Source organism: Photobacterium kagoshimensis (assembly GCF_050337045.1).
Lineage (GTDB): Bacteria > Pseudomonadota > Gammaproteobacteria > Enterobacterales > Vibrionaceae > Photobacterium > Photobacterium kagoshimensis.
The window spans coordinates 42,643-58,529 of record NZ_JAKJSO010000008.1 but is presented as its reverse complement, the minus strand read 5'-3'; the positions used below and the strand labels follow the sequence as shown (position 1 = coordinate 58,529).

The 15,887-nt window shown below is 42.4% G+C and carries 13 protein-coding genes; 8 read left to right on the top strand and 5 right to left on the bottom strand.

The features are described 5' to 3' along the window. Positions 1-192: 192 nt before the first annotated feature. Complete coding sequence (gene nagE / locus L4C35_RS00785; RefSeq protein WP_428461094.1) at positions 193-1,560, bottom strand: N-acetylglucosamine-specific PTS transporter subunit IIBC; 1,368 nt, start codon at positions 1,558-1,560, stop codon at positions 193-195. 203 nt (positions 1,561-1,763) lie between these two features. Here nagE and L4C35_RS00780 point away from each other — a divergent pair, with 203 nt between their 5' ends. After that, positions 1,764-2,468 (top strand): phosphatase PAP2 family protein, encoded by a 705-nt coding sequence (locus L4C35_RS00780; protein ID WP_428461093.1) that lies wholly within the window; start codon positions 1,764-1,766, stop codon positions 2,466-2,468. A gap of 134 nt (positions 2,469-2,602) precedes the next feature. Here the strand turns inward: L4C35_RS00780 and lpxL are convergent, their stop codons facing one another. Next, positions 2,603-3,532 carry an LpxL/LpxP family Kdo(2)-lipid IV(A) lauroyl/palmitoleoyl acyltransferase gene (gene lpxL / locus L4C35_RS00775; RefSeq protein ID WP_428461092.1) on the bottom strand — a complete coding sequence of 310 codons (930 nt, stop codon included), beginning with the start codon at positions 3,530-3,532 and terminating at the stop codon, positions 2,603-2,605. 485 nt (positions 3,533-4,017) lie between these two features. On the opposite strand from lpxL, the gene L4C35_RS00770 reads away from it, so the two are divergent. The 5 genes from L4C35_RS00770 (at position 4,018) to L4C35_RS00750 (ending at position 10,514) form a co-directional block, all read left to right on the top strand. Further along, the gene (locus tag L4C35_RS00770) at positions 4,018-4,311 is read left to right on the top strand and encodes a winged helix-turn-helix domain-containing protein (RefSeq protein ID WP_428461091.1); all 294 of its coding nucleotides are present in this window, start codon (positions 4,018-4,020) and stop codon (positions 4,309-4,311) included. Between the two features lie 285 nt (positions 4,312-4,596). Further along, complete coding sequence (locus L4C35_RS00765; protein ID WP_428461541.1) at positions 4,597-5,265, top strand: DUF2760 domain-containing protein; 669 nt, start codon at positions 4,597-4,599, stop codon at positions 5,263-5,265. After that, positions 5,265-7,100 (top strand): Hsp70 family protein, encoded by a 1,836-nt coding sequence (locus L4C35_RS00760; RefSeq protein ID WP_428461090.1) that lies wholly within the window; start codon positions 5,265-5,267, stop codon positions 7,098-7,100. Before L4C35_RS00765 ends, L4C35_RS00760 begins: the two co-directional genes overlap by 1 nt. Before the next feature lie 179 nt (positions 7,101-7,279). Then, on the top strand, positions 7,280-10,120 hold the full coding sequence (locus tag L4C35_RS00755; RefSeq protein ID WP_428461089.1) for an Hsp70 family protein: 2,841 nt from the start codon (positions 7,280-7,282) through the stop codon (positions 10,118-10,120). Positions 10,121-10,298: 178 nt separating this feature from the next. Further along, complete coding sequence (locus tag L4C35_RS00750; protein ID WP_428461088.1) at positions 10,299-10,514, top strand: helix-turn-helix domain-containing protein; 216 nt, start codon at positions 10,299-10,301, stop codon at positions 10,512-10,514. 148 nt (positions 10,515-10,662) lie between these two features. On the opposite strand, the gene L4C35_RS00745 is transcribed toward L4C35_RS00750, so the two are convergent. From L4C35_RS00745 to L4C35_RS00735, 3 genes are all read right to left on the bottom strand, one after another. Then, the gene (locus tag L4C35_RS00745) at positions 10,663-11,517 is read right to left on the bottom strand and encodes an ABC transporter (protein WP_428461087.1); all 855 of its coding nucleotides are present in this window, start codon (positions 11,515-11,517) and stop codon (positions 10,663-10,665) included. Continuing rightward, a complete protein-coding gene (locus L4C35_RS00740; protein WP_428461086.1) occupies positions 11,514-12,371 on the bottom strand; it encodes an ABC transporter ATP-binding protein in 858 nt (285 codons plus the stop codon). Before L4C35_RS00740 ends, L4C35_RS00745 begins: the two co-directional genes overlap by 4 nt. 306 nt (positions 12,372-12,677) lie before the next feature. Then, a complete protein-coding gene (locus L4C35_RS00735) occupies positions 12,678-12,974 on the bottom strand; it encodes a hypothetical protein (protein WP_428461085.1) in 297 nt (98 codons plus the stop codon). Positions 12,975-13,657: 683 nt separating this feature from the next. Here L4C35_RS00735 and L4C35_RS00730 point away from each other — a divergent pair. After that, on the top strand, positions 13,658-13,825 hold the full coding sequence (locus L4C35_RS00730) for a hypothetical protein (RefSeq protein WP_428461084.1): 168 nt from the start codon (positions 13,658-13,660) through the stop codon (positions 13,823-13,825). A gap of 497 nt (positions 13,826-14,322) precedes the next feature. Then, the gene (locus tag L4C35_RS00725) at positions 14,323-15,807 is read left to right on the top strand and encodes an alanine/glycine:cation symporter family protein (protein ID WP_428461083.1); all 1,485 of its coding nucleotides are present in this window, start codon (positions 14,323-14,325) and stop codon (positions 15,805-15,807) included. Positions 15,808-15,887: the final 80 nt, after the last annotated feature.

Here is a 15,887-nt window from a genome sequence, read left to right as displayed (position 1 = left end):
GGTATCCTTGATACAAGATCGTCAAACCATAAATTACATAGTCGTATATCGATTTGATTTAACCCAAATTAACCATTAAAAACTGAATAAGATTAGAACGAGTTAGCTATTTTGTGATGATACAAAAAAGCGGCCAACATAGCTGCAAGCCGCTTGTGGTTTAGGGGGATAAACCACTTATTTTTTATTTAGTTACAGCAATTTCATTTCTGTTGCTATTGTTTCCGCCTGAGGCCCAAGTACTACCTGTACGTTCTTCTCTCCAACATTCACAATCCCTTTAGCCCCTAATGCTTTTACCTTGGCATCATCAACCTTACTACGATCAACAACGGTTAAACGTAAGCGTGTAATACAGGCATCTATATCGGAAAGGTTACTTTTACCGCCTAAAGCAGCAAGATAAGCATTTGCTAACTCACCAGAGTGAACCTCAACCTCTGGCATATCACTAGCCTCCTCTTCGTCTTCTCGTCCTGGGGTCTTTAAATCAAACGTTTTAATGGCGAACGTGAAGGTCACGAAATACAGCACCGCAAAAACTAAACCGAGTGGTATCAACTTCCATGCATTCAGTGCCGCTGGCGCGTTAAAGTTCAATACATAATCAATCAGCCCCGCAGAGAAACTAAACACTAAATGCACATCGAGTAGAGAGGCGATAACCAAGCTTATGCCCATGAAAACGGCATGTACCACGTACAAAGCAGGTGCTAAGAACATAAACAAGAATTCAAGCGGCTCGGTGATCCCAGTTAAAAATGCCGTAAACGCCACACTCGCTAGCATGCCGCCGATCCGAGCTTTATTTTCTGCTTTAGCACAATAGTAAAAAGCAGCTGCCGCAGCAGGTAAACCAAACATCATAATAGGGAAGAAACCCGCTAGCATTAAGCCAGCTTGAGGGTCTTCAGCCCAAAAACGTGATATTTCGCCAGTGACACCGTTATATTCACCAAAGACAAACCACACCATGGTGTTCAATATGTGATGTAGCCCGAAAGGAATAAGAAGGCGATTAGCAAACCCGTAGGTGAAAGTGCCTGCAACGCCGCTGCCTAGCATCCACTCACCTAGCATATTGATTGCACTTTGGATCGGTGGCCATATCAGGCTAAATGAAATCGCCAGCCCTAGCGAAACAAGACCAGTGATGATTGGTACAAAACGTTTTCCAGCAAAGAAACCCAAAAAGTCAGGTAACGTAATGGTATAAAAACGATTGTATAGGTGCCCCGCTGTAATGCCGGCAATTATCCCACCTGCTACACCAGGGTCGATATCGGCATTCATTGTCCCCAGCGCAGCCAACATCACTGTATGGCCAACAACGGCTGCGATAGCCGCTGCCGCGGATCCATCTTTTGATAAACCCGCAGCAACACCCATAGCGAAAAGTAAGGCGATGTTATCGAAAATAGCCTGACCGGCTTGCGCCATAAATGCCACATCAAGTAAATCAGGTTGACCAAATCGCAGCAGCAAACCTGCGACAGGTAGCACGGCGATAGGCAACATTAATGCCTTACCGAGTTTTTGAAAGTAGCCCAGTATGTTCATATCTCACTCCATAAAATATCACTCTATTGCGAGATACCTTACTTGAGCGGCTTTAAAGCAGACCTTTTCGGAAGATTAACAATACTTAATCTTTTTAATTTTTCGCTAAATATACTCACAAATAAAATGACGCTTTTTTTACACTCAATGATCATAGGTTTGCTATAGTTGGCCTCTTTTTTTGCACAACGAAAGCGATAGTCATGTTACGCACCCACCTAAAACGTAAATTACCTAGCTATAAGGTGCTTGGTTTGTTCGCGCTATTACTGCTCGCGGTATTAGCAGTATTCCCTTCACCATCTTTAATTGCTCCAGCCAGCGACAGCACTGGCCTGCTTTTTACTTTACTATCGAATTCAGCAGGTAACCCATGGTTCCTCTTGGCTGTCGCATTGTTATGCCTATTGCCATTAATCTATAAAAAAGACAAAAAAGCGTGTTTAACATTATGGTGCCAATTCGCTTTTATTTTGATACTGAGTTTTGCGGCCAAGTCAATAATGAAGCATATTACGGAAGTGCCTCGCCCTTATACGCATGAACTTGCGGCGCTTAAATTAGTGGATTCAGCCCCAGATTTTTATCAATTAACAACCGAACAAAAAGAGGTTGTTATTGAGCACGCAAAAGTCAACGTCAGTGAATGGCGTATTCAGCATTGGGAAGGTGAAACCAATTATTCACTGCCTTCTGGTCACACAATTTTTGTTGCTGTCTGTATCGTATTTTGGGGTGGTTTTTTACTGCGCAATAAACGCTATATTCCCATCGCTATATTGTTAGGCTGGGGCTTAGGGGTTGCAATGAGTCGAATTTGGCTTGGTATGCACTGGCCTAGCGATCTCATCGCTTCTACATGCTGTGCGGCATTACTTTACCTGCTGGTGCCTGAGCCAACAGAATAGAAATAACGCTAACAGCTATAACGTTTGTCTTCACATACAAAAATGCCAACCGATTCGGTTGGCATTTTTTTGTTATTCATAAGCATTAAGCTTGGCGAGCTTCTCTACATAAGTGCTAACCTAGATAGCTAGTACTAATCATAAAGCGATGGTTCACCTTCTGGGCGTGTTTTAAAACGGCGATGCAACCACATATATTGATCGGGCGCTTCCATTATTAATCGCTCGACCGTTTTATTCATGTAAATTGCAGCCGCTTCAGGGTCATTATGAGGAAACTCTGTCAACGGCTCGAATACTTTAACCGTGTACTTACCTGTCTCACCGTGTCGCACCATCGCAAATGGTACAACTGCACATTCTGAAGAGTCGACTAATAAACTCGTACCTGTAGTAGTGCAAGCTTTTTCAACGGCAAAAAGTGGCGCAAACGCAGAGCGACGAAGGCCATAATCATGATCAGGGGCATACCAAACACGTGCACCATTTCGAAGTGCCTTCAGCATGCCCTTAACATCTTTGCGATCAATCAAGCTACGATTAGAGCGCGTGCGTCCATGGTACTGAAAATAATCAAAGCATGGATTATCATTTGGACGGTATACGCCAGTACCTGAAATTCGGATCCCCATTGCGCGTGCACCTAGCTCTAAGTTGAGCGAATGTACCGCAACAAGTAGCGCCCCTTTCCCTTCGCTTTCTAACTTTTGAAGGATCTCTACACCTTCACAATCAACATGTCGAGTAACCCGTAAATCAGGCCAAAACCACGCCATACCGGTTTCAAACAATGCAAGACCTGTGCTGTCGATGTTCTTCTTAATTAATGCTTCACGATCTTGATCCGACATATCAGGGAAACATAATTCTAGATTTCGTTTCATCGTTGAACGACGCTTCTTCATTAGCTTAATCGCTAAGCGCCCAATGCCTTGCCCCATACGAAATTGAATGAAATAAGGAAGCCAACTGATCAGGTACATTACACCAATCAAAATTAACGTTGGCCAGTAACGCGGATGTAGCAACGATTTCGTAAAGCGTGGCGGGGTAAACTTACTCATATTGTACAATATGTCCCTTTTTATCATGATCGTAGGATGCGACCATTCAGGTATTTGACTCCGTATTTTATGATTTGAAGCGGGCTATAGCAAGAAAGCATCAAATAGACATTATTTACCGATGGTGTTTTAACCGATTGATCTCATTAAATGAAACGGCAGGCAAAGAAAAGCCACCATAATTGGTGGCTAGTAAGGTATTACGATCTCAACATTAGCGCACTAGCGCTTATCCCCCTAAGCCCGTGCTATCTCAATCGCCTACCTCTAAATAAGAAAAATCTTTGAACTAGGACTCACTGGTTTAATGCATAAGTGTTGCCAACTTTTATAATCATATAAATTCAAAGGGTTAATAAAGGATACGTTTTTCTCTGACCAACAGCTGTAAAAAAAGCTGACAAATAAAGTGCTTAAATCATCCCAAGCCCATTATATGATAAGCTTGGAAAATCAAGGATTAATCACATGGACACCCCGCTAACATGAACATTAGCAAAACCAAATCTAGTTTTTATCGCCGCCTTTATATTGCCCATCTCATCGAAACGGGTATATCAAGCGTGCCTGCCATCATTGAATTCAGTGGTATGCCCCGACGGACAGCCCAAGACACCATCAAAAGTCTTGCTGAACTCGACATTGTTTGTGAATTTGAACAGACGCAAGGCGAACGCAATCATAGTGGCCATTATGTGATTAAAGACTGGGGTGCCGTTAATAAAACATGGGTAAAAGAGCATATCGCTGAGATCAGAGGATCGTTGAATTACCCTTAATAGCAATGAATATCACACTGCGGATGCTGCATTAGAGCTAATACCGTAATAAATAGGAAAAAATGTCCTATCATAATCATCAGAACACTATGACAACGCAATGTCAGCGTATTGATTGGTTGTAAAATACACGAAGACCCCGATTCTTCTTGCAATTCGGCTAAAAAATGCTGTCAGCCTAGGTGTAATGGGGCTTTGTTATGGTAGTATTCTGGCTAAATTATTCATAGTGAATCGATTTTTCACTGCAAAGAGTAGACGAATATGGCTTTTGATTTTTCTAAAATGACTGTTGATCTATCGGCGATGCCGACAACTATCGATATGGGACACGCTTGGTTAGGTGGTTTAGTGTTAGTACTGCTAGTGCTTTACATCGCTAAAAAAGGCAAACCAGTTGAAGTTGAAAAAATCGTTGAGAAACAAGTCGAAGTAGAAAAAATCGTCGAGGTTGAAAAACCTGTCGAAAAAATCGTTGAAGTAGAGAAGATTGTTGAAATTCCTGTCGAGAAAATCGTCGAAGTCGAAAAAATCGTCGAAAAAATTGTTGAAGTTGAACCTAAGCTGAAAACATCAACACCTGACGCTGCCCTTCAACTACTATCTTTGCTACAACAAGAAGCGCGTTTTATCGATTTCATGCAAGAAGACCTTAAAGGTTTTGCTGACGCAGATATCGGTGCAGCTGCTCGTGTGATTCACGAAGGCGGCCAAAAAGTGCTGAACGAATACTTTAGCTTTGCGCCTGTTCGTTCTGAAGAAGAAGAAACACGCGTAACGCTACCAGCAGGCTTTAATGCCTCTGAAGTTCGTCTAACAGGTAATGTTATTGGCGAAGCACCATTTACTGGAACACTGATCCATCGCGGTTGGAAAGTAACTGATATCAAGCTGCCAAAAATGGCAGAAGGACACGATGCTCAGATTATTGCCGCCGCTGAGGTAGAACTGTAATGCAAGAGACACAAGAACACCGTTATAGCGTTGGTATCGACTTAGGTACGACTCACTGCGTATTGTCGTATGTAGACCTTCAAGATGAAGAAGCCAGCGTTAAAGTTATGCCAATTTCTCAACTGACCACACCTGGTCACGTTGAAGAAAAAGACCAATTGCCTTCATTCATGTACCAAGCACATGAATCTGAGCTTGCACCAGGTGATACCGCTTTACCTTGGAACACGCAACCAAAAGCAATTGTAGGTGCAATGGCCCGTAACCTAGGCAGCAAAACCCCTATTCGTTTAATCGCAAGTGCTAAAAGCTGGTTATGCCACGGTGGTGTGAACCGTCGTGACGCTTTTCTTCCGCTAAATAGCCCAGAAGAAGTCGTTAAAGCATCACCACTAGAAGCAACGCGCTGCTACCTAGAGCATCTTGTTGATGCATGGAACCACAATAACCCTGAAACGCCGCTGTGTGATCAAGATGTAACTATCACCGTACCTGCATCTTTTGACCCAGCAGCACGTGACCTAACAGCAGAAGCGGCGCGTCACGTTGGCTTTAAACACCTTACCCTGCTTGAAGAACCACAAGCTGCGGTTTACAGCTGGATCAAGAATAACGATGACACATGGCGTGACCAAGTTTCTGTTGGTGACATCGTGCTGGTTGTCGATATCGGTGGTGGTACTACCGACCTTTCTTTAGTTGCTGTGACGGAAGAAGAAGGTAACCTAACGCTAAATCGTGTCGCAGTTGGCGATCACATCCTTCTGGGTGGTGACAACATGGATTTAGCCCTTGCCTACCGCTTGAAAATGAAACTAGCGCAAGAAGGTAAGCAACTGCAACCTTGGCAGATCCAAGCAATTACTCACGCCTGCCGTGATGCTAAAGAAGCACTGCTAAGCGATGCTGAGCTACAAGCTGTCCCTATTGTTGTACCAAGCCGTGGTTCTAAACTGCTTGGTGGTACACTTCAAACTGAGCTAACGCAAGAAGAAGTGCAACAAACACTGGTTGAAGGTTTCTTCCCTCGCACAGGTATTGAAGAACACCCTGTACAAACCGCACGTGGCGCACTGACTCAAATGGGCTTACCGTACGCACAAGATGCCGCAGTTAGCCGCCATGTTGCAAGCTTCTTAAGCCGTCAAGCTTCCGCTGTTGATGAACTGTTTGAGAAGTTCGAACAAATTCACGAAGATTTCATCCGCCCTACCGCTATTTTGTTTAACGGTGGCGTACTGAAATCTCAGCTTATCTCTGATCGCTTGTTGGCTATTATCAATAGCTGGTTAACAACAGCAGGTTCAGAAGAAGCTAAATTACTTGAAGGCTTAGACCTCGACCTTGCCGTGGCAAGTGGTGCGTCTTACTACGGCTCAGTGCGCAAAGGTAAAGGCGTTCGTATCCGTGGTGGTATCGCAAGTAGCTATTATGTCGGTATCGAAAGTGCAATGCCTGCCATCCCAGGTATGGAACCACCACTAGAAGCACTGTGTGTGGCACCATTTGGTATGGAAGAAGGTTCTCACGCTGACGTCCCTAGCCAAGAGTTCGGCCTAGTAATTGGTCAACCGGTACAGTTCCAATTCTTTGGTTCAACGGTTCGCCGTGACGATGCCGCAGGTACACACCTTGATTGGTGGCAGCCAGAAGAAATGGAAGAACTACCAACTATTCAGGTAACACTGCCTGTTTCTGAAGGCCGTACCGCAGGTGAAGTTGTTCCGGTTCGTCTTGCATCTCGCGTTACTGAGCTAGGTACACTCTGCCTAGAAGCTATCCCTACCGATGGCGGTCAGAAGTGGCAAGTTGAATTCGATGTACGTGAAAAGTAATCATAGTTAACACCCAAACGGCGCATCCTCGATGCGCCGTTTGTTTTCGTATCGGACATTACCTTATTTATTAACTGGTACCCCGCAAACGCTGTACGAACAATTCAAACAATTATTATTGCGGCTACCACTTCGCTACCAATCAGCATTCACATTGGTATAACTATCTGGAGTGATAAATGGCTTCCCCTCGCTTTCTTGTCGGTATTGATTTAGGTACAACCCACACCGTTGTCGCTTATACCGAAATTACAGATAATCTTGAAAACAGCCCGACCCATATTTTTGATATCGATCAGCTCATCGCCCCGGGTGAAGTTGCGCGTAAACCGCTACTCCCCTCTTTTCGGTACCACCCTGCCGCCAGCGAAATTAATGCATCTGAATTAATCTTGCCGTGGCAGCCTGCCTTAGTGGACGGTGATATTCCACTGGTTATTGTTGGCGAGTATGCGCGTGAACTCGGCGCTAAAGTTGAAGGTCGACAAGTTGTTAGTGCGAAAAGCTGGTTATCACACCCCAATGTTGATCGTAATGAAGCGATTCTACCTTGGTCATCGAGCCAAGGGGTTGAGAAAGTATCACCAGTGGTTGCCAGTGCGAGTTATCTAAACCATGTTCGTCAAGCATGGAACTACCACAACCAAGAGAACAAACTTGAACACCAAGAAGTCGTGATCACAGTTCCCGCATCATTTGATGAAGCCGCTCGTGCATTAACACTAGAAGCAGCCAAACTGGCTGGACTACCGAAAGTTTTACTGCTTGAAGAGCCTCAAGCTGTTTGCTACGACTGGTATGCGCAAAACAAAGACAATGCAGACTCTTTACTCCAAGACATACCATTACTTATGGTATGTGATGTCGGCGGTGGTACAACCGATCTAAGTTTAATAAAAGTAAGTTCAGATCAAGGGCAACTCCAACTTGATCGCATCGGCGTCGGTGATCACCTAATGTTAGGTGGCGATAACCTTGACCTTGCTCTCGCCCATCAAGCAGAACTTCGCCTTCATGGCGGCAATAAAAAACTAACCGCAGCAGGCTTATCAAAGCTTATTCAGCAAACGCGCAAAGTTAAAGAGCAATTACTATCAGGCAATGCACCAGACACAGCCAAAGTCACACTACTTGGCAGCGGCTCTCGTTTAATTGGCGGCGCTAAAAGCGTTGAACTCACCAAAGATGAAGTACATACCATCGCACTAGATGGTTTTTTCCCGCTGACTGAATTTTCAGATCAACCTAACCAACGCCAAGCAGCAGTGGTTGAGTTTGGCCTACCCTACGCTGCAGATCCTGCCATCAGTAAACACCTTGCACAATTTATTGAGTTGCACGATGAAGTTTGTCGCGATGCGCTAAACCAAAATGGTGAAACGGAACTCAGGGATATACCACCGATTCCAACCGCTGTGTTACTAAATGGTGGCGTATTCAACAGCCCACTTTTGAGCAACCGAACGCTTGATATCTTCAAGAAATGGAAGGGTGACAGTGTCACTCAGTTAGTGAACCCACATCCCGATTTATCAGTCGCGTATGGCGCAGTCGCTTACGCAAAAGCACGTCATGGTGCCCAATTGAAAATTGGTGGTGGCTCAGCCCGTTCTTACTTCTTAACCATTGAAGATAAGAAATCCGCAAAACAAGGTTTATGCCTATTGCCCAAAGGTACAGATGAAGGGAACGATATTCACCTTGAAGATCGTTACTTTGCGCTAACCCTTGGCGAACCCGTTCGCTTTAATTTGGTTTCATCAACCGATGATACTCACGCTGAAGTCGGTCAGATTGTTGATATCGATAATGACAGCTTTGTCAGTTTACCACCGTTTATCGCCACATTAGACAGTGATACTGATCGCTCTTCTCTGGCGGCAAACCAAAAAGAACGTGAGGTTGTCACCCTTGCCTGTCAGCTGACCGAGGTTGGCACACTGCAAGTTGAATGTGTATCAGCAACAGATAAATCTAAACGTTGGAAGGTAGAATTTACTGTTCGTAAAGATTTGGCTAAATTACATCGCAACAAAGACAAAGATGCGACACAAGCTAAATCTATCTTACCAGCACGCATAGACGAGGCAATCGCAGCCATCAAGTTAGTCTATGGCGGAAGCGCGAAAGTAACCGATAACAAAACACTAAAAACACTACAAAAAGATCTCGAGAAAATGCTAGGCAAGCGTGATTCATGGGAAACGCCTTGCTTACGTGAACTTGCGTCCGCACTAGTTGATAGTAAAAAACGCCGTCGTCGTTCAGATCTTCATGAAAGAACTTGGCTAAAGTTGGCAGGTTTTACGCTACGCCCTGGTTTTGGCTACCCTTCCGATGAATGGCGTATGGAGCAAGTTTGGCAGCTATACCAACAAGGCATTCAATTTGAATCTAATGTTCAAACATGGAGTGATTGGTGGACATTTTGGCGCCGCGTAGCTGGCGGACTGACTCAAGAACAGCAACTTGTTATTTATAAAGATATCGCAAAATACATTAACCCAAGTGCCACCCGTAACAGCAAGCTGAATAAAGAACTTCAAGAACGTAGTTATCAAGACATGGTGCGTTTAGCGGCATCGCTTGAGCACCTTCCATTTGAAAATAAGCTTCAACTTATCGAATGGTTGTTTGGTCGTTTGCAGAAAAATCAGTTTTCTCAAGCACACTGGTGGGCCATTGGTCGTATTGGCACACGTAGTCCCTTTTACGGTAGCGCCCATAACCTATTAACTGCACAACATATTTCATATTGCTTACCAGAACTCATGGAGTTGGATTGGCGAACTGACCCAAATATAGGTTTTGCCGCAGTCATGATGTGTCGAATGACAGGTGACCGTACACTAGATATTGATGATACAGCTCGTGCAGAAGTGATAGAAAAACTAAAATCGAGCAAAGCACCTGCAAGCTGGATCCAAATGGTCACTGAGGTGAAAGTCTTAACAGAAGAAGAAACTAAACGTGCATTTGGCGATGCTTTACCCGCTGGATTACAGCTAATTAAGCACTAATCTCACTAAAAAAGTGTCAAATTGCCCTGCGTAACATTTACAAACATATTGTTACTGTTAGTAGCGGCATTTTGACACTAGCCATTAAGCTACCGTTAGGGTTTAAGTAGGTATTATAGAATTATTCAATAACAAGGCATGCATGAAAGACATCTTTCATGTTCACTAAGAATAATTTGTGAGTATTTCTATGAACCGTAATCAATTTCAATTCATTGCACAGCGCATTTTCAAATCTCAAAACCAACGTATCGCAGTAGAAGCTGTTATCTTTGATGGCCTATCTAGCTATGAAGCAGAGAAACGTTTCGATGTGCCAAAAGGTACGCTTTCTCGCAATGTTCGTAAGTACAAGAACGAAGCAGATTACATCTCTTCTGTAGCAGCTGCATAATCAAATGTGGCCAACTATATTCAACCTGTATGGCGTACTACTTCAAGTCCAACTTGCTTACAAATGCCTATTGATGCATTGAATACCATACACTCTTCATCAGAATATGGTTTGCAATAAAAAAGGAGAGCTTATGCTCTCCTTTTGATTAACGGTGACTCAATCTAGCCCAAAAATCATCAGTTTGCCGCATCTTAACCGTTAATATCAAACAGATCACGCTTACTGCAACTAATCCAAACCACGAGAAGAGACTAACTGAAAACAAGGTACCGATTGGATTATCGCTAAATAAAACCGTAACAGGTAACTGATAAAGCGCTTTTATTGAATCCCCTAATGCTGTAGAACTAAAAACTAATGATGTTGTTATATTTAACAGCAAAACAGCCACTAAAAGCACAACTAATGGTGCTCGTGTCACTTGTGATAGCAGGAAAATAACACTCACAAATGGAACTAACACGATACTCACTGCTGCCATTCGACCAATAAATGCAAGCCAGTGCAGTAAAAGTGCCCATAGCGTAACCGATGACTGTATATCAAGTGACTGTGTTGTCCATAACGATGACAGTAGCCACACAATTAAATCAGAAAAAGCGAGAACCGTTGAAGCCAGAACTGGCAACACAACCAATGTGAACAACATTTTCACCCACACGGTTTCCCAGTCCGACACTGGCATCGATCGCCAAAACATCAAACTACCTTCTTCTCTTTCTTTACTTAATGCCTTCGGGGTATATACCAAAAATAATATAACAGCCACAATACTGGCGACCCAGACATTAAAGTTACCTAAGACACCCGCAAAACCTAAAAAGTCCCCGATATCTGGGATCACACTGCTTCCATTAACTTGCCAGGTTACCGACACATCATTCCCAGACATAAACATGGCAAGAGCCAGCAATACGACACAAGCAATCACAAGCGGAAAGCGATATATAAATGGATACTCTATCCATTCTTTTCTAATTAAGCATAAAATGCGATTCATGCGCTAAGCCCCAATTGTTTTGCTAAGAAAAGATCTGACAGTCGGGTTTGGAATACCTGCCCAAGACCAAAAAGTGCTTCGCTTGATTCATCATTAAACAGCATTACCGCCTGTCCTTTATCTTCTTTGATATATATAGGGCTGTACTGTTCGGCCTTTTCTCGATTTTCATGTGGAATACGAATACTGGTGTACTGTGCATATAGAGAATCGAGTGAACCTTGTAAAACAACTTCACCAGATTTAAGAACCAGCACATCTGTTATCAAATGTTCAATTTCGCTGACTTCATGGCTAGCAATTATCATCGCGCGATGATTTTGCTGCACCCAAAGTTTAATATCACGATAAAATCTTTCCCGATAAATTAAATCCAAACCAAGTGTTGGTTCATCTAATATCAAGACTTGAGCATCTGTGGCCATCACTAAAGCTAAATGCAATTGAACCTTCATCCCTTTTGAAAGCTGAGCAATTTTCATTCTCAGTTTAAGTTCAGTGTCCAATAAATATGATTTTGCTTTATCCGCATCAAATTGTGGGTGAACGCCTTTCATGTAATTAATAATTTGCTTAATAGTCATCCAGCTAGGTAAAGCACTAACATCCGAAATATACGCAACCTTCTCCATAACCTTAGCTCTATGTTTTTCAGGAGCTAACCCTAAAAGTGATACATTGCCTTCATAATGTAGCGTTCCTAGCAGTGTATTAATTAATGTCGACTTGCCAGCCCCGTTATGACCAAGTAATCCTAAAACTTGCCCGCAAGAAAGCGTAAAGCTAATATCAGTAATGGCGGTATGATCATTAAAAGCTTTAGACAGGCGGGATACTTCAACTAAATTTTCCAAGTTCGTACTCTACACTTGTTGAAAATGCACTTTACGCTGTGCAATTTGTTTAACGAATAGACCTAGTTTTATAGGCAACAAAGCGATCAAATAGTTCCGTGATTTTAATCCAAATTACAGGTACGGCAAAAAGGCACTTAGAAATAAGCACCTTTTAAAAAACATTTTGAACGACATACTCTATATTAGGCCAACGGCATATAACTACCTACCAATGCACATTACCAACAATGTCAGTCTAGTAGCAAAAGTAGTTCAGATTACCAGAAGCAGAACCCTATAGGCTAATATGAGCAGAATAGAATGTTATTCTTTCTCAATTAAATCTTCAGGGTGTACGCCGTCTTTTTCCATCATAGCTAAAATTTCAACCATACGAGTATGTTTAGCTTCATCACGAAACTCATGTAATACTGCAATAAGGTTATTAATTTTATCAATAGGGATGCGTTTAATTACTGCTTTTTGACGACCTGGTACTTCATCAGCAAAATCAATTAATGTTTGACGATAGTCTGTACGTTCGACTTTTTTGTTACCGTCTGCATCTACGCTTTTCAGCATTGCACTTAATGCTTTTTCTGCAGCAGCAAAATTATCCATGTATTACCTCTTAACTCATATGAGGGATGCTCCAATCATGGCATTAGGAGATCCCTTTAGTAATCACGTTCTATAAATAACTATTAAATATAGGAAAGTATTAACTGTCTTAATTATATATGGCTCAAAACCTCAGATAAGAGGCTTTGCTACTCTAGCAACTAACAGAATGATCCAAGTTGGTCATTAAATTATTATATAAGTGAGAAGGTGGCATGTCTCTCAAGTAGCAACAAAGGCAATATACTCTCACTTTTCACATAAGTGAATCAATTTCTCTTGTTTCAAACGTCTTTAGTATAACTTGTTCTACTAGATACACACTTAATGATAGCTTATTGATGGAAACAAAGTGTAAATATTTAAAATTCAGCTGAATTAGCACTATTGATTACTACATTTTCTCTATTTACAGCTAACAACAAGTGTAGCGATAACCACCACAATCATTGATGGAAGATCGCTGGCTTGCTCTCTTCATCTCCCCCTCTTGGGCTATAGCATTGCTAAAAATATGGCTGACTACCCTCACTAGAGCACCAAACATAGGCGCAATATAGAAACAAGCTTCATTTCAGTTGTTCGACAATAATTTAGGTGGACTTCATAGTTTAAACAACCACATGTCATTGTTAACACCATGATATGTATAATTCATCAAGCCACTCACACAGAGATATCCCATGGAAACTATTTATACTTGTGTTCGCTGTCACCAAAGTGATGAATTCCTTATTAGTGAATCAGGCACCTATACCTGTATTTGCGGTTACCAATTTGTGGTTGAACAGCACGAAGAAACACATCAACAAAAGAAAAACTCTACACAGCAGATACACGCTGTCCATTAGGCTCGCACCTTCATTATTATAGTTGTTGATTTATGTTTCTATTTCCTTGCATAAAGATGAACCCCTCTGCATATCATGTTAATAAATTACTTCTATAAAAATTCTCATTAAACGGTAAAATGCACATTATTGTTCAATTGGACAGCGTTTCACCCCAAAATAAACCGCACGCACATACCGTAAGCAAGCCATTGAATTATTGGCAGTTTAGCTCAAGCACCCACTTAAAGCCTCTCAATTTGCAGTCAATACATGACAAAATGTGATCTGTGTCGTGTAGATTTTCTCGTATTTCATGCTACCTTGCAGCGCCTTTATAAAGGCTGATCTGCGGTTTCATGTTTCAATAATGTTAAATTACGGATGATTAAATCCGCATAAAACAGACGAAACCAGAACAAAATATAGTTGAAACCGTTGTGACAAACTGTCACTAAATGGATGTTCCAGTTCGCTCGATTATTTTTACGATTGAGCCCTTGTTACAGGAAAACAAAATGAATGTTGCTAACGAATCTTGGTTAGATGCTCTAAACAACGTGCTGATGTCTATCATTGGTACTATTAATGGACTTCTTTGGGGCCAAGTTCTTATATACCTTCTTGTTGGTGTTGGTATCTACTTCACACTTCGTTTAGGTTTTATTCAAATCCGCCAGTTTAGACACGCAATAGACGTGCTAAAGAGCGGTAAAAATATCGAAAACGGCTTAAGCTCTTACCAAGTATTTTGCACCTCTATGGCTGCTCGAGTAGGTACTGGTAATATGGCCGGTGTTGCCGTAGCTCTCGCTGCTGGTGGCCCAGGTGCTATCTTTTGGATGTGGTTGATTGCCCTATTTGGTATGTCTACAGCTTTTGTTGAATCAACCCTTGCTCAAGTATACAAAGTAAAAGACGTTGACGGTCAGTACCGTGGTGGCCCAGCTTACTACATGGAAAAAGGCCTTGGACAACGTTGGATGGGCTCACTATTCTCAGTGTTCCTAATCATTGCCTTTGGTCTAGTATTTAACGCCGTTCAAGCAAACACAATTACTGATGCTCTAAACCACTCATTCGGTTTCGATGAAACAATTATGGGTGTTATTATTGTTGCCGCTTCTGCGTTTTTCATCATGGGTGGCCTACGTAAGGTTGCTCAAGCGTCAGCAAGCATTGTTCCGATTATGGCTATTAGCTACCTAGCAATTGCAATGGTAGTAGTCGTATTGAATATTTCTGAACTACCCGCAGCACTAGCATTAATTGTTAAAAGCGCATTTGGCTGGCAAGAAGCTGCGGCAGGTGGTGTTGCTTACACTATCGCACAGGCAATGCAAAGTGGTATTGCTCGTGGTTTGTTCTCAAACGAAGCGGGTATGGGTTCTGCAGCTAACGTTGCTGCATCTGCTACACCCAACCCAAACCACCCTGCATCACAAGGTTTTGTTCAAATGCTAGGTGTATTTGCGGATACTATTGTTATTTGTACTGCTTCTGCTGCAATGATTATGCTTTCTGGTGTTATGGATCAACCTGATGCTGCTTCTGGTATTGGTTTGCTACAACAAGCCCTAACAAACGAGCTAGGTAGCTGGACAGCTTACTTTATGGCGGCTGCAATCTTGCTATTCTGCTTTACGTCAATTATTGCTAACTACAGCTATGCTGAAACAAACATCATGTTCTTGAATGGTAATACCAAGAAAGGCCTATTTGCTTTCCGTCTACTTGTTCTTGCCATGGTTATGTTTGGTTCTGTCACCTCTCTTCCTGTTGTCTGGAACCTTGCAGATGCTTCAATGGGTATGATGGCGCTGATTAATATTGTTGCTCTACTATTGTTGTCTAAACTTGCAATTAAAGTCATCAAAGACTACGAAGTGCAAATCAAAGCAGGCAAAACACCAGTATTTGACCGTTCTAAGTTCCCTGAACTTGAAGAGCTAGATGGCGCTTGGCACCCTAAAGAGCCAGAAACAGTTAAAGCTAACAGCTAACAGCTAACAGCTAACAGCTAACAGCTAACAGCTAACAGCTAACAGCTAACTATATAGCCAGCTCATCGAGCTGGCTTTTT